The organism is Frigoribacterium sp. MCBA15_019 (assembly GCF_001864945.1).
Lineage (GTDB): Bacteria > Actinomycetota > Actinomycetes > Actinomycetales > Microbacteriaceae > Frigoribacterium.
This window is the reverse complement of record NZ_MJGS01000003.1, coordinates 111,561-126,413: the sequence shown is the minus strand read 5'-3', so window position 1 is coordinate 126,413 and position 14,853 is coordinate 111,561. Positions and strand designations below refer to the sequence as shown.

The following is a 14,853-nucleotide window of genomic DNA, read 5'->3' as shown; positions in this document are numbered from 1 at the left end:
GATCGACACCCGCAGGAAGGAGCCCCGCGGACGGTCCTCGCAACGGATGAACTGGCTCCGTGCCGGAGTCCTCGGTGCGAACGACGGCATCATCTCCACCGCCGGCCTCGTCGTCGGAGTCGCCGCCGTCGGTGCGAGTCGGGGTCCGATCGTGATCGCCGGCGTCGCAGGGCTCGTCGCGGGGGCAGTGTCCATGGCCCTCGGCGAGTACGTCTCCGTCAGCGCCCAACGAGACACCGAACGAGCCCTTCTCGCCGAGCAACGGAGCGACCTCGCCCGAGATCCCCAGCGGGAGTGTGCCGAACTGACCGCCATCTACCGCGCCAAGGGCCTGTCCCCGGGTACCGCCCGGGCGGTCGCCGAGGAGCTGACGACGCACGACGCCTACGCCGCCCACGTCGACGCCGAACTCCACATCGATCCCGACGCGCTGACGAACCCGTGGCATGCCGCCGTGGCGTCCGCGACCGCGTTCACCGCCGGAGCGCTGTTCCCCCTCGCCGCGATCCTGTTCTCCCCGGTCGCCGTGCTCGTGCCCGCCACCGTCGTCGTGGTGGTGCTCGCCCTGGTCGTCACGGGCACCACCAGCGCGGCCCTCGGCCACGCGAAGAGGACGACCGCGGCCCTCCGACTCGTCATCGGCGGTGCCAGCGCCATGGCCGTGACCTGGGCAATCGGGCAACTCCTCGGCCTGGTCACCACATGACCCACACACCTTCCCCTCGATCACGGAGAACATCATGCAAAAGACATCGTTGACCGCTCTCGCCCGCCACGAACTGGCCCACGCCCGAGACGCCTCGAGCGGACGAAGCGCCCGCACGATCGTCGGCGGGCACGAGCACCATCTTCGTCAGACGCTCATGGCCCTCCGTGCGGGGGAAGAGCTCAGCGAACACCTCAACCCCGGGGAGGCGACCCTCCAAGTGATCACCGGCCGCGTCCTGCTGCACGCCGGCGGGGTGTCCTGGAACGGCTCGGGGGGAGACCTCCTCACCATCCCCGAGGGCCTGCACTCCGTCGACATCGTCGAGGACTCCGCCATCCTCCTCACCGTCGTCAAGGCGTGATCGTCCGCACGGTACCGCTCGGGACGTTGTCCCCTACTGGCCACGACGCAAGGCAGCGATGCTCGGTGACGAGGGTCAACCGACCCCGACCAGCCCGGGCGAACACGCCTCGCGATCGAAGGACACCCCATGACCACCAGCACCGCGATCCCGACACCGTTTACCACGGCGGAGCCGACCACGCCGGGCCCGTCCCGACACGTCGAGACGTACCCGCAGGGTGATCCGCGGCTGCTCGGAATCGAACCCGGAAGCATCGTCGTCGGCCACGACGGCTCCGCCGGTGCCGACGCGGCTCTCGATGTCGCGCTCGACCTCGCCCACGGCCTCGGCGTACCCATCGCCGTCGTGCGCACGTGGAGCATCTTCGATGCCCCCAATCCCGCTGGCTTCAAGTTCGGCTACGCCTCCTCGTTCCCGGAGCTGGCCACGGCCGTCCAGAAGGCCTTGATCGAGGACACCGCGACCGCAGCGGCCCGTCACCCCGATCTGCGACCCCAATTCCGTGAAGTGCGCGACGTCGCCGAAGAAGCGCTCCCCCGCCTTGCCACGGGTGCCCGGATGCTCGTCATGGGCAGCCGGGGCATGGGCGCCGTCCGCTCGGCACTGCTCGGCTCGGTCAGCACCAGCTGCGTGCACCGGGCCACCTGCCCCGTCCTCATCGTGCCGATCCACCGCGCATGACCGTCCTGACGTCCACCAGGCCGACCGAAGGCCGCGACGCGATCGTCTCGACCGTCATCACCGGGCTCCTCCGGCGCTTCCCGCTCCTGCCCGCTAGCCGGGTCGAACAGGTCGTCATCGACAGCTACGACTCGATAGTCGGTCGCGGGGTCCCCCTCCATGACTTCCTGCCCAACATCGTCGAGCATCGCGCCCGCACACGTCTGCTCGTCCCCCCGACGACCTGACTCCGTTCATCTTCATTCCCCTTCTCACGAGAGAGCCGTTCCCCATGACCTCACCCACCTCCACCATCGAAGCCGACACGCGCCCTGTCCTGGTCGGCTACGACGGCTCTCCCGCAGCAGGCGCAGCCCTCGACCGGGCCATCGTGATGGCTCGGGCCCTGGACGTCCCCCTCCACGTCATCTCCGCGTGGCAGTACCCGACCATTTACGGCGGTTACCCGACCCTGGGGTGGACTCCCGAAGAGGACATGCAGATCATCACCGACGCTGCCCTCCAGGACCGGTTCGGAACGCACACACCCGACTGGGTCAGCAGCAGCATGCGTCAAGGCGGCGCCGCGCACGTGCTCATCGAGGCCAGCCGCACGGCGCAGATGCTCGTCGTCGGCAGTCGCGGGCACGGCGGCTTCGTCGGCCTCCTCCTCGGAAGCGTCAGCTCGGCCTGCGCCGAACACGGCCAGTGCCCCGTATTGGTCATGCACACACCCTTCGTCGACCACGAGGACCCGATCAGCGCCGGCGCCGAAGCCCTCGGTGACGGCAGCCGCGCCAGCGACGAACTGACCGGCGCGTCCGCCTGATGACGCACTCGTCGCCCACCGCCCGCATCCACGAGGAGGAGCTCACCAACCGGACCCGTGCCGTGACCCGTTCCACCGGCACCCACCCGGGTGACTGGGGACGCGCCGTGGCGCACGCCCTGGAATACCTCGCCACGCAGGTCGCGTTCCGGGACTCCGTCCCGGAGGAACACGTCCTGGAAGGCAGGACCGTCCTGCTGCAGGCCTGGCCCGACGAGCACGGCATCAAGATCCTCGTTGAACTCGCCTCCGACCGGGAGAGCCACCTCGACGACGGCGGTTCGGACGACCCTGCCGCCGCGGCCGAGCGACGGTTGCGCGACTCCGTCGGTTACGGCCCCGGCCAAGACCCCCGGACGTCGTGACATGACGAACGACGAGTCCACGACCAAACGAGACCAGGCCATCCGCGGAGCCGTCGATGATCGACTGCGCAGGACGGACGGCATCCACGAAGAACGCATCGGCGTCGCGGTCAGTCACGGCACCGTGACCGTGTCAGGCCAGTTGGGTGACTACGTCTCTCGAGCGGTCGTCACCGACACCGCTCGTCGAACGAACGGGGTGCTCGCCGTGGTGGACGATCTCGTGGTCCACCCCGCGTCCTACGTCTCCACGATCACCGAGACGGACACGGCGCGGCGCGTCTCCGAAGCCATCCAGAAGATCACCGCCCGAGGTGGCGCGGTCTCGGCCGGCCTCAGAGGCACCACCGTCACGCTGACCGGCCACGTCGGCGAAGCTCGACAACTTATCGACCTGCGCGAGGCGGTCGCAGCCGTCGACGGCGTCAAGTTCGTCATCAACACCGTCGACGTCACCGTGCCACCGCCACCGAACGTGCCGGAGGTGCGCATCCGCGAAGGAATGGCTCGCCACGGCGCCCTCGACGCCGAAGACGTCCACGTCGCCGTCACGGGCACCGACGTCACGCTCACCGGACGCGTGTCGTCCTGGGCCGAGCGTGATCAGGCCGCCACGACGGCCTGGTCCCTGCCCCACGTCACACGCGTCATCAACCGGATCACCGTCTCGAGCTGGTATCCGATCCCCACCGACTGACTACACCACCGCAAGGAGGTGTCTCGGACTTCGCGTCCGGGACACCTCCTTCGTCACGGGGTCGGTCAGGGACTCACCGCGGGGTCGGTCCAGGGACGAGATCGTGACGACGGTTCAAGAACTCGACCTCGTCGATCTCTCCTCGCGCAAGACGTTCGGCGAGGACCAACTCGTCACCGTGGAGCGCCGCCGGCGCCCGGGTCGGATCATGCGTCACGCGCCGACGCCCCACACCTAAGTCCCGGAGCGTCATCACCAGCAGCACCACTCCGGTCACGACGACCAGCAACACGATCATCGCCCCGATCACCAACAGCCATTGCCACCACTGTGTGCCGCCTGCCATCGTGCTCATGCCGCCGTTCCATCCGTACCAGTCGTGCATCATCTGCGCACCTCCTCCTGGCAGGATTCCGCCTCGTCGAGGTGGCGACCAGGGCCGATGGTCCTCACGGGACGTTCGCCCCTGGGCTGCCGCCCGCCGAACGGCGACCCTGAGGACATGACCATGACGCCCTCGCACACCGAGCCCACCGCCCTCCTCCCCCACGAGCACGCGTCGACGCCGTGGCCCCGGATGCCGATGGCGCCGCTGACACCCGAGGGCCTCGCGCAGCTCGACGCCTGGTGGCGGGCCGCGAACTACCTCTCGGTCGGGCAGATCTACCTGCTCGACAACCCGCTCCTTCGGGAACCGCTGACGCGCGACCACGTCAAACCGCGCCTCCTCGGCCACTGGGGCACCACCCCGGGGCTGAACTTCGTCTACGCCCACCTCAACCGCGTCATCCAGCAGCGCGGCCTCGACGCGATCTACGTCGCCGGTCCCGGCCACGGTGGGCCAGGGATGGTCGCGAACACCTACCTCGACGGCACCTACAGCGAGGTCTACGAGGGCATCGACCAGGCCGAGGACGGGCTGCGCAAGCTGTTCCGGCAGTTCTCGTTCCCCGGCGGCATCCCGAGCCACGTCGCCCCCGAGACTCCCGGGTCGATCCACGAGGGCGGCGAGCTCGGCTACTCCCTCGCGCACGCCTACGGCGCCGTGTTCGACAACCCCGACCTGCTCGTCGCGACCGTCGTCGGCGACGGCGAGGCCGAGACCGGCCCACTGGCCACGAGCTGGCACGGCAACTCGTTCGTCGACCCCGTCCGCGACGGTGTCGTGCTGCCGATCCTGCATCTGAACGGTTTCAAGATCGCGAACCCGACCGTCTTGTCGCGGATGCCCGAGGCCCAGCTGCTCGAGCTGATGCGCGGCTACGGGTACACGCCCCACCTGGTCTCCGGCGGCTTCGACGGTGAGGACCCTCTGGCGGTCCATGTCCGTTTCGCCGAGACGCTCGACCGGGTGCTCGACGAGATCGCCGTGATCAAGGAGGCGGCCCGCGAGAACGAGGCCGCTCGCGACGACCTCGTCGGCACCGCCGTCGACAGCCGTCCCGCGTGGCCCATGATCATTCTCCGCACTCCCAAGGGGTGGACCTGCCCCGCGATCATCGACGGGCACCCGGCCGAGGGCAACTGGCGCTCTCACCAGGTGCCGTTGAAGGACGCTCGGGACACCCCCGAGCACCTCGCCGTCCTCGACGGTTGGCTGCGGTCCTACCGTCCCGAGGAACTCTTCGACGCCACCGGCGCCCCGGTGCCGCTCGTCAGTGGCCTTGCTCCCGTCGGGGACGCGCGCATGAGTGCCAACCCCGTCGCAAACGGCGGGCTCCTTCGTCGTGAGTTGCGCCTCCCCGATTTCCGCGACTACGCGGTCGACGTGCCCTCGCCCGGTGCGACCCTCAGTGAGGCCACCGCCGTGCTCGGCGCGTGGTTGCGCGACGTGATCGTCGCGAACCCCACGAACTTCCGGATCTTCGGCCCGGACGAGACCGCCTCGAACCGGCTGCAGGCCGTCTTCGAGGTGACCGACAAGCAGTGGGACTCCGGCTACGAGGCCATCGACCTGATCGACAACGACCTCGCCCGCACCGGCCGCGTCGTCGAGGTCCTCAGCGAGCATCTCTGCGAGGGCTGGCTCGAGGGCTACTTGCTGACCGGGCGGCACGGGCTGATGAACTCGTACGAGGCGTTCATCCACGTCGTCGACTCGATGTTCAACCAGCACGCCAAGTGGTTAAAGACCTCGAGGCAGATCCCGTGGCGGCAGCCGATCTCGTCGCTTAACTACCTGCTGAGTTCGCATGTCTGGCGCCAGGACCACAACGGCACCTCCCACCAGGACCCCGGCTTCATCGACCACGTGATCAACAAGAAGGCCGACGTCGTGCGCGTCTACCTGCCTTTCGATGCGAACACCCTGCTGTCGACCTGGGACCACTGCCTGCGGAGCGTCGACTACGTCAACGTCGTCGTCGCGGGCAAGCAGCTCGCCCCGAACTGGCTGACCATGCAGGAGGCGGTGGCCCACTGCACGCGCGGGCTCGGCATCCTGGAATGGGCCGGCACCGAAGAGCCTGGGCTCGAGCCGCATGTCGTGCTCGGCTGCGCCGGTGACGTGCCGACGCTGGAAGTGCTCGCGGCGGCGTCGATCCTCCGGCGAGAGTTGCCGTGGCTGCGGGTGCGGGTCGTCAACGTCGTGGACCTGATGCGGCTGCAGAGCGAAGGGGAGCACCCGCACGGTCTCTCCGACGCCGAGTACGACGCGTTGTTCCCCGCCGACGTGCCGGTGGTCTTCGCGTACCACGGCTACCCGTGGCTCATCCACCGCCTGACGTACCGGCGGGCGGGGCACGACCAGCTACACGTACGCGGGTTCATCGAAGAGGGCACCACCACCACGCCGTTCGACATGGTCATGCTCAACGACCTCGACCGGTACCGCCTCGTCATGGACGTCATCGACCGCGTCCCCGGGCTCTCAGCCCACAACGGGCCGTTCCGTCAGCGCATGCAGGACGCCCGCCTGCGGGCCAGGACGTACACGCGCGAGCACGGAGAGGACCTGCCCGAGGTGGCGGACTGGGCCTGGGAGGGCCCCCGCGGGACGTTGTCCTCTGCCCCGGCCGCCCCGCAGGACGGAAGCTGAGGTCATGGACATCCTCATCACGTCGGCGGATGCCGACACCGCGACGAAACCTTTCGACGTCGCCCTCCTCCTGGCAGCCCTCGAACGATCCCTGCCCGTCGGGGCAGAGCCCTCGAGGAGCTGACGGCCGTGTACGGACGTGAGGACCTGGTCAACGAGATGACGCGGGACGACTGCTGGCGGCAGCTGCGGCGGGGACACTTCGGACGCCTCGCCATGGGGCGCGGGCCGAGCATCGAGATCTTCCCGATCAACTACACCGCCGACGGCCAGACGATCTTCCTCCGCACCTCCGTCGGGACCAAGACCGCGCTGGTCGGCGCCTCTCCGTGGGTCGGGTTCGAGATCGACGGGGTCGACGACGGTTGGACGTGGAGCGTCGTCGTCAAGGGACCCCTCCGGCGTCTCGTGACGTCAGCTGATCTCGAGGTGGCCAGCGAGCTGGATCTTCGCTCTGCCGCCCCGGGGACGAAAGACCAGCTCATGAGCATCGACGCAGTGTCCGTCACCGGGAGGCGCTTCCGCTCCCTGCTCTGAGCGCGGCGCGCGAGAGAGGCCCTGCACCGTTCGGGTGCGCAGGGCCTCTCCTCGTCGCTTTTGATCGGGACGACTCGTCGAGGATCAGCCCCCGACGAGCGAAGGGCGCACGGTTCGAAGGACGTCCGAGAGGGCGGCCGCCGAGGCGGTCAGCTTCGCCAGCTCTGCCGTGGAGAAGGGCGTGTCTCGGAGGGGCACGGCCCCGTCGGTGCCCACGACCGAAGGCACGGACAGGGCCACGCCGTCGATGCCGTGGAAGTCGCTCAGGACTGTGCTGACGGGCAGGACGACTCGTTCGTCGAGCAGCACGGCCTCGACGATCCGGGCACTCGAGATGCCGATGGCGTGATCCGTCGCCCCCTTTCCCCGGATGACGCGGTCGGCCGCACCGCGCACCGAGGCCGCGATGTCATCGAGGTCGTCGACGCTCATGTGCGTGTGATCGGGCATCTCCCACTCGAGGACGGGGACCGTCCCGATCCGGACGTCGTCCCACAGCACGAACGCGCTGTCACCGTGATCGCCGACGACGTGTGCGTGGACGCTGCTCACGGACACGCCTGCACGGCGTGCCAGCTCTCGGCGAAGGCGGGACGTGTCGAGCACGGTCCCGGACGCGAACACACGCGATGCGGGGAGAGCCGAGATCTCCGATGCGATGACCGTCAACACGTCACAGGGGTTCGTGACGAGCACGAAGACCGCGTCGGGTGCGACGTCGAGGAGGTCCGGCATGAGCTCCTCGACGATCTCGGTGTTCACGCCGGCGAGATCGGTGCGCGACTGGCCAGGCCGCTGCGCGGCGCCGGCCGTGATCACGACGACGTCCGATCCTTCTGCGGTCCGGATGTCCGCACCTCCGGCGATGTCGGTCGGGCCGGTGAAGGTTGTCCCGTGCGCGAGATCGAGCACCTCGGCGTCGACACGGTCACGGTCGACGTCGTAGAGCGACACGTGCCGTGCCGACCCGCGGAGCAGGGCGGCGTAGGCGATGCTCGCACCGACCCTCCCCGCCCCGACGACGGTCAGTTTGCTGCCTGTTGAGTTGCTCATGTGCTTCGGCTTCCTGCGCGGCCGCATCTGGGCGGCCAGGACGGCCGGAGGAGGCGGCATCGCTGTCACGACCAACTGTCGTCCACGGAGGCGCTGAACAGGAGAGGCGGAGGTCCTGACGTTCTCAGCAGGACCATCGGCCCTGTCGGGCGGGACGGTTCCCTCCCAGACTCACACGATGACAACGAATCCCTATCTCCAGCGCAATTCCGACGTCGACACCGTGACCGTCCCCGAGAAGCTCGGCGCCGACGAGTGCTGGCGGCTCCTCGAGGCCGCCACCGTCGGGAGACTCGCGGTGACCGACGACCTCGGGCCCGACATCTTCCCCGTCAACTACCTCGTGCAGAGCCGTGCCCTCTTCTTCCGGAGTGCACCGGGCAAGAAGATCGTCAGCCTCACCCGTCGACCGGAAGTCGCCGTGGAGATCGACGGCACGGACGCCGGCAAGAGGTTCAGCGTCGTCCTCCGCGGCACCGTCCGCCGCCTGGACGACGAGGCGAGGATGCGCGAGTCAGGGGTGCTGGACCTCCCTACGATGACGGCGCCGACCAAGTGGAACTACTTCGAGGTCACCCCGCGAACAGTGCAGGGCCGGCGCTTCCGGACCAGCTACTAGCCGTCCGGGTCGAGGCCCATTATCGTGGATGCTCGACCGCTCCTGTCGGATCACGGGCGCCAGCGCGTGACCGTGACCGGCACAGTCACCGCAGTCGACGCACTGAAGCGGCGGAACATGGCGTGCAAGTCGGGTTCCATGTCCGGATCGAGCACGTGCTGGAGTCGGTGATCGTCCACAGTGAGGGAGGACGGGGTGAGGACGGCGACGCTCAAGGCGTCTTCCGGCCGGATGTGCCATGCCTCGCCAGGGGACGCCACCACCTGGAACCAAGCCCGCGAGATGCACCGCTGCAGCACGGCGACGAGCGCTGCGATGTCGCCCGTCGGCGCCTCCACGAAGGTGAGCACCACGCGGTTGCCCATGGCGATCGCTGCAGCCACATGTTCTGAGATCAGTTGCTCGGAGCAGCCCGCTCCACAAGCGAGGAGCACGACGCCAAGGGCCTTACGTCCGGTGACAACGACACTGTCGTCGAGAACGACGACGCTGCCTTGGCGCAGGAGCGCCCCGGCACGGAGGACGTGTTCAAGGCGCGTTGCCACAGCGATCCCTTGGGCAGGTAATCGGAGCGGGGCGAGCAGTGTCGACGTCATGGCCCCAGGTTCAGGTGCCGCCCCTGCCACGTGAAGTGCCGAACGTCCTGACTCCGGGACAGGACGTTGGACACTGCCGATCACGTGCGGTCCGCACGAGACTCGACACGACGCGTGAACACACCGGCAGGAAGCCGGCGTCGCGCGCCGCCGACAGGAGGACGACCCGTGCACGAGATGACGATCGCTGGGACCGACGGCGGGCCGGCCGCGTCTGCAGCAGCAGACTGGGCCGCCGACCGAGCAACCACGTCCGCCGGTGGCATGTTCCTCGTTCACGTGGTCGAGACCGACGAGCAGGACAGCGACGACGACGTCGAAGCGCGGATCGCCGTCGCGCGGCCCGCAGCGCAGGCAGAAGCCGACCGGCTCCTCAGCACGCGACCAGGTCTGGAACTCACCGTGGAGGTGGTCTACGGCGACCCGGCAGAGGTCCTGCGGGCGCTGTCATCGCCGACAGGCGTGCTCGCCCTGGGCGCTGGCACGAACGAGGGCCGAGGGCCGTCTCTTCGGGAGCGACTCGTCTCCACGGCGACGGGCCCCGTAGCCATCGTCCCGGCTCACTCCACGGACACCCCGGTGACGGGCCGAGGGATCGTCGTCGGGGTCGACGGGACCGACTCGTCCCTGGCAGCACTCGCCTTCGCCGCGGAGGAAGCGACAAGGTGGGGCGAGCCACTCGAGGCGGTGAACGCATGGCTCGACGTCCTCCCCCCGAGTCAGCTCGGCTTCATGGCCGTCGCACGGGCACCGAGGACGGGCTCGACCGCCCTGCGTGAAGCCGACCCCGAAACGGCTTTGCTGCGGTCACGACATCAGGCACTGCTGCACGAGGCCGTCGCCACCGTCGCCCAGACGCATCCCGATCTGATCATCACCGAACGGGTAGTCCAGGGCGAGGCGAGCAGGGTGCTCCAGCAGGCATCGCGTTCGCGGCGCCTTCTGGTCGTCGGGAACCACGGCCGCCGGCGGATCGCCCGGTTCCTCCTGGGTTCGGTCAGCCACGCCATCGTCCTGGACGTCGCGGGACCCACTGTCGTCGTGAAGGCACCGGACGCCCGGTGACACGCAGCCCGGGCCCGGAACTCAGCTTCAGGGCTTGCGCAGCGACGCGCCGTACACGGCGGCCTGCGTCCTCCGCTCCATACCCAAGGACCTCAGCAGTCCCGACACGTAGTTTTTGACGGTCTTCTCCGCCAGCCCGAGGACTTCACCGATCTGCCGGTTGGTCATGCCCTCGGCGATCAGCTCGAGGACGTCGTGCTCACGCTTGGTCAGGGCGACATCGGGCGCGCGGGGACCGTCGGTGATGGACGCGACGACGCGGCGGGACATCTGCGGATCGACCAGGCTCCCACCCCGGGCGACCGTGCGGATGGAATCGATCAGGCGGTCGCCACGGATGTCCTTCAACACGTACCCCGCCGCCCCCGCGAGGACAGCCGCGACGCTCGCCTGATCGTCGTCGAAGGCCGTCAGCATCAGGCACTGAATGCCCGGGTGGGCCGAACGGATGTCTCGGCAGAGGTCGATGCCGCTGCTGTCGGGGAGACGGACGTCGAGCACGGCGACGTCGGGCAGCGTGGCCGCGATCCGCACGAGCGCCTGAGCTGCCGTCCCGGCTTCGCCGACGACGTCGAGGTCGTCGTGAGAATCGATCAGGTGGGCGACGCCCCCACGGACGACCTCGTGGTCGTCGACCAGGAACACGCTCGTCACGACGCGTCCCGAGGAGGCGCGGCGATCGTGGTCGTGGCGGTCCAGGTGAGCACGGTGCCTCCTTCAGGGCGCCTCTCGGCGACCATGGTTCCTTGCCATCGGGCGGCGCGGACCGCGAGGTTCGCGAGCCCGCTGTCGTCGTGGTCGTCGGGCAGCCCGATTCCGTCGTCGGTGATCCGGACCTCGACACGATCGTCGGCGACACCGACCGTGACGCTCACGCGTGTGGCGTGGGCGTGGCGAGCTACGTTGCTCAGTCCTTCGCGGACGACGGCGAGCACGTCGTCGACGACCTCGTCGAGCACCATGAGATCCAGGGGCCCGGCGAACGCCAGTCGCGGCGTGACGTCGAACACCGGGCTGAGCTCCGCCAGCAGGTCGATGACCCGATGGCGGAGCGACGAGCGGCCGGCCCTCCGGGGCGGGGCGAGGGAGAAGATCGCCGTGCGGATCTCCACGATCGCGGCGTCGAGCATGTCGATGTGCCGATCGAGCCGTTCGCGGGTGCCCGTGTCCACACCGGAACGCACCGACGCCTGCATGTCCAGGCCGGCAGCGTAAAGACGTTGGATGACGTGATCATGGAGGTCGCGGGCGATGCGACCTCGATCCTCGGTGCGTTCGAGGCGCGTCCGGTCGTGTCGAACCTCCGCGACGTCGATCGCGAGGGTGGCCTGCCTCGAGAAATCGGTGATCATCTCGATGTCCGCCCGTGAGAACCTCGCGCTACCGGCTGCCCTTGAGACCGTCAGGGCACCGTGGGTCGCGTCTCCGGTCTCGAGCGGCACGACGACCGTGGGCCCCAGGACCAGAGGCGACCCTGCGACCTCGGCGACGCTCTGGACGTTCGAGACGTCGAGGGTCTCGTGCAACTGCAAGGCGCGACCGGACAGCGTGCCTTCGGAAGGGAGGACGAGGCCTTGGAGGTCGTCCGCCAAGCGTCCCCGGGCCGTGTCGACGATGACCGTGGTCGTGGTGGCCGGGAGGACGATGCAGACGAGGTCGGCGTCGGCGAGCGTGACGACGCGTTCGGCGAGAAGGTGGAGCGGCGACCGTTCGTCGTCCGAGAGCAGGGCCGTCGCGACCTCCGCGGACGCGGCGGTCCACGCCTGGCGACGCGTGGTCTCGTCGAAGAGCCGCGCGTTGTCGATGGCCACACCGGCCGTCGCGGCGAGGGACGTGAGCAGTTCTTCGTCCTCGGTCGTGAACTCGCCCTCGTCCTTCTCGGCGAAGTAGAGGCTCCCGTAGAGCTCACCACGCACCCGGATCGGAACCCCGAGGAACGATTCGATGTCGGGGTGACCGGGCGGGACTCCCCCGGATCGTGGATCGGCGCCGGCGTTCCCGGTGCGGACGGGCGTGCCCTCGTCCAGCACGGACCGGAGGAGCCCGTGTCCCTGGGGCAATCGACCGATGCGATCGACGATCTCGTCAGGCATGCCGGTGTGGACGAACTGTTCGAGCCCGCCATCCGGTGAGACGACTCCGAGCGCCCCGTACCGAGCACCCACGAGGTCGACCGCTGCGGCCACGAGGGAGGACAACACGGTCGGAAGGTCGAGCTGCTCGACGACCAGGCGATTCGCGCGCAGCAGCGCGCGGAGGCGGCCCTGGGTCGCCGACACCTTCTGAGCACTCACGACGAGCGTCGAGAGCGCCTCGTCGAGGTCGGTCCGTGGACCGTCGGTGAAACGGAGTCCGTGCGGAGGAGCCATGGGACCACGACCTTTCGGCAACCAGACAGTGGGGACTCAGCACGAGGCGGACGCCGAGTGCCATCCCGAACGAGGTCTGGGCCGGGGAGTCCTCACCCTAGGCGCAAACCCTCGAAAGGGTGGCCGCCGCCGTCAGCCTCCGTCGACTCGTCTCCTCCCGGGACAGAACGAAACGGTCAGACGCCACGGAGAGGATCACCCCTACCGAGCGTTGATTAATCGTTCATGAGGCATCCCCAGACCCCGGGTGGATCGGGAACTTGTTCCGGCGCTCTGGCTGACCGGCGCAGCTGCTGTGGCCTTTCACACGAGCATGTTCCTGCTCACGACCAGCCTCCCCTGCCCGTCTCTTTGTCAGGGGCCTGAGCCGCAGGGACTATCCGCGGGACGGGCCCCTCGGGCACCGACCGCTGACCGACCGGCTGACGGGCGCCGGTGACACGAACGACGCGCGACTCACCCGACCTGCGTAGGATTTCTCAGCATGAAGCTCGCCGAAGCCCTCCTGCAACGGTCCGACGCCCAGCGCCGGATCGACCAGTTGCGTGACCGCGTCACCGCGAACGCCCGCTACCAGGAGGGTGAAGAGCCCACCGAGGACGCCGCCGAGCTGTTGCGCCAGGCGGTCGACACCCTCGCCGTCCTCGAGTCGCTCGTCGTGCGCATCAACCTCACCAACGCTCGCACGACCCTCGCCGACGGCAGCACGATGACCGCGGCGCTGGCCCGACGCGAGACCCTGCGCGCCACGCACGCGCTGCTCGTGACCGCGTCGGACGCGGCCCGTGGCGCCTCGGGCGGTTACCGCCAGCTGCGCAGCGAGCTGCGGATGTTCTCGGCCCTGCCGGTCGCCGAGCTGCGCGACCGTGCCGACGCGGTCGCGAAGGACCTCCGCGAACTCGACGTCGAGATCCAGAAGACCAACTGGGAGGCCGAGCTGCAGAACTGACCTGCGCGGTGAGTCGGTAGACGTCACCGGGGCGAGCACGAACCGCGACCGGCGGTCATCCCGGTCTCTGCAGGCGCGGAGGGCAGCGTCACGACTCACGTCGTCACCACTCAGCCCCGCACCGATCACCGGTGACCGCGCACCCTGCACTGTTCACCACCGTGTGCTGACCGGAGACGTCGAGGGCGGGATCGGGGACCTCACCGCGCCTCCTCGGGCGTCGCCCGTCGGGACGGACGCACGGCGCCGCGGCACGACCTCGTCGTGCAACACGGCCGTCGCCTCGACGGGCCCCGCGCTCGGTAGGCTCGTCGGGTGACGGATCAGGCAGCCCGCGGGGCGTTCATCGTGTTCGAGGGCATCGACGGGTCGGGCAAATCGACGCAGGCACGCCTGCTCGCGGCCCGCCTCCAGAACGCCGGGGTGCCCGTGCACCAGACGGCCGAGCCGACGAACGGCCCCGTCGGCACGCTGATCCGCAACGGCTTCAACCGCCGCGTCGACCTCGACGACCGCGTCATCGCGTCGCTCTTCGTCGCCGACCGCCTCGACCACATCACCAACGCCCACGACGGCATGCTCGGCATCGTCGAGCGCGGCACGACCGTCCTCTGCGACCGGTACCACCTGTCGTCGCAGGCCTACCAGGCGTCCGACGTGGGCAGCGACTGGATCGCCTCCTCGAACTCGATCAGCACCGACCTGATGCTGCCCGACCTGACGATCTACCTCGACGTCTCGCCCGAGGTCGCCCTCGAGCGCCTCGCCAGCGGACGCACGACGACGGACCGGTTCGAGGTCGACGAACGCCTGCGGGCCGCGCGCGAGCGCTACGCCGAGGCGATCGCCGCCGCCGCCGAGGTCGTCGTCACGGTCGACGCCGACCGTGCGACCGACGAGCTCGCCGACGCCGTCTGGCACGAGGTGTCGACCCGGCTCGATCTCGGGTCGCTGGCGCGTCCGCAGGGCTGACACCGCGCCTCCTCGGGCCCGCGAGTCGTCCG

The 14,853-nt window shown here is 69.2% G+C and carries 18 protein-coding genes; 13 read left to right on the top strand and 5 right to left on the bottom strand.

Annotation, left to right across the window (positions count from 1 at the left end):
* Positions 1–46 precede the first annotated feature (46 nt).
* The 7 genes from BIV04_RS07205 to BIV04_RS07175 all read left to right on the top strand — a co-directional run bounded on the left by BIV04_RS07205 (position 47) and on the right by BIV04_RS07175 (position 3,624).
* Complete coding sequence (locus BIV04_RS07205) at positions 47–706, top strand: VIT family protein (RefSeq protein WP_255364201.1); 660 nt, start codon at positions 47–49, stop codon at positions 704–706.
* A gap of 34 nt (positions 707–740) precedes the next feature.
* Positions 741–1,070 (top strand): cupin domain-containing protein, encoded by a 330-nt coding sequence (locus BIV04_RS07200; protein ID WP_071255461.1) that lies wholly within the window; start codon positions 741–743, stop codon positions 1,068–1,070.
* 129 nt (positions 1,071–1,199) lie between these two features.
* A complete protein-coding gene (locus BIV04_RS07195) occupies positions 1,200–1,754 on the top strand; it encodes a universal stress protein (RefSeq protein ID WP_083396248.1) in 555 nt (184 codons plus the stop codon).
* A complete protein-coding gene (locus BIV04_RS07190) occupies positions 1,751–1,981 on the top strand; it encodes a three-helix bundle dimerization domain-containing protein (protein WP_071255459.1) in 231 nt (76 codons plus the stop codon). Before BIV04_RS07195 ends, BIV04_RS07190 begins: the two co-directional genes overlap by 4 nt.
* A gap of 44 nt (positions 1,982–2,025) precedes the next feature.
* Positions 2,026–2,562, top strand: a complete 537-nt coding sequence (locus tag BIV04_RS07185) for a universal stress protein (RefSeq protein WP_071255458.1) — start codon at positions 2,026–2,028, stop codon at positions 2,560–2,562.
* Positions 2,562–2,927, top strand: coding sequence for a hypothetical protein (locus BIV04_RS07180; RefSeq protein WP_071255457.1), 366 nt, complete (start codon positions 2,562–2,564; stop codon positions 2,925–2,927). The genes BIV04_RS07185 and BIV04_RS07180 overlap by 1 nt, the downstream gene beginning before the upstream one ends.
* 1 nt (position 2,928) lies before the next feature.
* Positions 2,929–3,624, top strand: coding sequence for a BON domain-containing protein (locus BIV04_RS07175; RefSeq protein ID WP_083396247.1), 696 nt, complete (start codon positions 2,929–2,931; stop codon positions 3,622–3,624).
* 73 nt (positions 3,625–3,697) lie between these two features.
* On the opposite strand, the gene BIV04_RS07170 is transcribed toward BIV04_RS07175, so the two are convergent.
* Entirely contained in the window at positions 3,698–4,012 is a 315-nt protein-coding gene (locus BIV04_RS07170; protein WP_083396246.1) for an SHOCT domain-containing protein, read from the bottom strand.
* Positions 4,013–4,126: 114 nt separating this feature from the next.
* On the opposite strand from BIV04_RS07170, the gene BIV04_RS07165 reads away from it, so the two are divergent.
* Positions 4,127–6,661, top strand: coding sequence for a phosphoketolase (locus BIV04_RS07165; RefSeq protein WP_083396259.1), 2,535 nt, complete (start codon positions 4,127–4,129; stop codon positions 6,659–6,661).
* A 129-nt stretch (positions 6,662–6,790) separates the two neighbouring features.
* Positions 6,791–7,198 (top strand): pyridoxamine 5'-phosphate oxidase family protein, encoded by a 408-nt coding sequence (locus BIV04_RS07160; RefSeq protein ID WP_083396245.1) that lies wholly within the window; start codon positions 6,791–6,793, stop codon positions 7,196–7,198.
* Positions 7,199–7,282: 84 nt separating this feature from the next.
* Here the strand turns inward: BIV04_RS07160 and BIV04_RS07155 are convergent, their stop codons facing one another.
* The gene (locus tag BIV04_RS07155; protein ID WP_071255525.1) at positions 7,283–8,251 is read right to left on the bottom strand and encodes an L-lactate dehydrogenase; all 969 of its coding nucleotides are present in this window, start codon (positions 8,249–8,251) and stop codon (positions 7,283–7,285) included.
* Between the two features lie 178 nt (positions 8,252–8,429).
* On the opposite strand from BIV04_RS07155, the gene BIV04_RS07150 reads away from it, so the two are divergent.
* The gene (locus BIV04_RS07150) at positions 8,430–8,870 is read left to right on the top strand and encodes a pyridoxamine 5'-phosphate oxidase family protein (protein WP_083396244.1); all 441 of its coding nucleotides are present in this window, start codon (positions 8,430–8,432) and stop codon (positions 8,868–8,870) included.
* 50 nt (positions 8,871–8,920) lie between these two features.
* Here BIV04_RS07150 and BIV04_RS16745 read toward each other — a convergent pair whose 3' ends face one another.
* The gene (locus BIV04_RS16745; RefSeq protein ID WP_143048604.1) at positions 8,921–9,466 is read right to left on the bottom strand and encodes a hypothetical protein; all 546 of its coding nucleotides are present in this window, start codon (positions 9,464–9,466) and stop codon (positions 8,921–8,923) included.
* Between the two features lie 177 nt (positions 9,467–9,643).
* Between BIV04_RS16745 and BIV04_RS07140 the strand changes: the two genes are divergently transcribed.
* Positions 9,644–10,531 carry a universal stress protein gene (locus tag BIV04_RS07140; protein WP_255364204.1) on the top strand — a complete coding sequence of 296 codons (888 nt, stop codon included), beginning with the start codon at positions 9,644–9,646 and terminating at the stop codon, positions 10,529–10,531.
* A gap of 27 nt (positions 10,532–10,558) precedes the next feature.
* Here the strand turns inward: BIV04_RS07140 and BIV04_RS07135 are convergent, their stop codons facing one another.
* The gene (locus BIV04_RS07135; protein ID WP_083396243.1) at positions 10,559–11,185 is read right to left on the bottom strand and encodes a response regulator transcription factor; all 627 of its coding nucleotides are present in this window, start codon (positions 11,183–11,185) and stop codon (positions 10,559–10,561) included.
* The gene (locus tag BIV04_RS07130; protein ID WP_071255452.1) at positions 11,182–12,900 is read right to left on the bottom strand and encodes a GAF domain-containing protein; all 1,719 of its coding nucleotides are present in this window, start codon (positions 12,898–12,900) and stop codon (positions 11,182–11,184) included. The genes BIV04_RS07135 and BIV04_RS07130 overlap by 4 nt, the downstream gene beginning before the upstream one ends.
* Before the next feature lie 484 nt (positions 12,901–13,384).
* On the opposite strand from BIV04_RS07130, the gene BIV04_RS07125 reads away from it, so the two are divergent.
* On the top strand, positions 13,385–13,849 hold the full coding sequence (locus tag BIV04_RS07125; protein ID WP_071255450.1) for a DIP1984 family protein: 465 nt from the start codon (positions 13,385–13,387) through the stop codon (positions 13,847–13,849).
* Between the two features lie 315 nt (positions 13,850–14,164).
* Entirely contained in the window at positions 14,165–14,821 is a 657-nt protein-coding gene (gene tmk / locus BIV04_RS07120) for a dTMP kinase (protein ID WP_071255448.1), read from the top strand.
* Positions 14,822–14,853 lie beyond the last annotated feature (32 nt).

What these genes read in the sequence shown, in the direction of transcription:
- BIV04_RS07205 (WP_255364201.1), top strand. Translation starts at nt 47, where the DNA reads ATGAACTGGCTCCGTGCCGGAGTCCTCGGTGCGAACGACGGCATCATC.
- BIV04_RS07200 (WP_071255461.1), top strand. Translation starts at nt 741, where the DNA reads ATGCAAAAGACATCGTTGACCGCTCTCGCCCGCCACGAACTGGCCCAC.
- BIV04_RS07195 (WP_083396248.1), top strand. Translation starts at nt 1,200, where the DNA reads ATGACCACCAGCACCGCGATCCCGACACCGTTTACCACGGCGGAGCCG.
- BIV04_RS07190 (WP_071255459.1), top strand. Translation starts at nt 1,751, where the DNA reads ATGACCGTCCTGACGTCCACCAGGCCGACCGAAGGCCGCGACGCGATC.
- BIV04_RS07185 (WP_071255458.1), top strand. Translation starts at nt 2,026, where the DNA reads ATGACCTCACCCACCTCCACCATCGAAGCCGACACGCGCCCTGTCCTG.
- BIV04_RS07180 (WP_071255457.1), top strand. Translation starts at nt 2,562, where the DNA reads ATGACGCACTCGTCGCCCACCGCCCGCATCCACGAGGAGGAGCTCACC.
- BIV04_RS07175 (WP_083396247.1), top strand. Translation starts at nt 2,929, where the DNA reads ATGACGAACGACGAGTCCACGACCAAACGAGACCAGGCCATCCGCGGA.
- BIV04_RS07170 (WP_083396246.1), bottom strand. Translation starts at nt 4,012, where the DNA reads ATGATGCACGACTGGTACGGATGGAACGGCGGCATGAGCACGATGGCA.
- BIV04_RS07165 (WP_083396259.1), top strand. Translation starts at nt 4,127, where the DNA reads ATGACCATGACGCCCTCGCACACCGAGCCCACCGCCCTCCTCCCCCAC.
- BIV04_RS07155 (WP_071255525.1), bottom strand. Translation starts at nt 8,251, where the DNA reads ATGAGCAACTCAACAGGCAGCAAACTGACCGTCGTCGGGGCGGGGAGG.
- BIV04_RS07150 (WP_083396244.1), top strand. Translation starts at nt 8,430, where the DNA reads ATGACAACGAATCCCTATCTCCAGCGCAATTCCGACGTCGACACCGTG.
- BIV04_RS16745 (WP_143048604.1), bottom strand. Translation starts at nt 9,466, where the DNA reads ATGACGTCGACACTGCTCGCCCCGCTCCGATTACCTGCCCAAGGGATC.
- BIV04_RS07140 (WP_255364204.1), top strand. Translation starts at nt 9,644, where the DNA reads ATGACGATCGCTGGGACCGACGGCGGGCCGGCCGCGTCTGCAGCAGCA.
- BIV04_RS07130 (WP_071255452.1), bottom strand. Translation starts at nt 12,900, where the DNA reads ATGGCTCCTCCGCACGGACTCCGTTTCACCGACGGTCCACGGACCGAC.
- BIV04_RS07125 (WP_071255450.1), top strand. Translation starts at nt 13,385, where the DNA reads ATGAAGCTCGCCGAAGCCCTCCTGCAACGGTCCGACGCCCAGCGCCGG.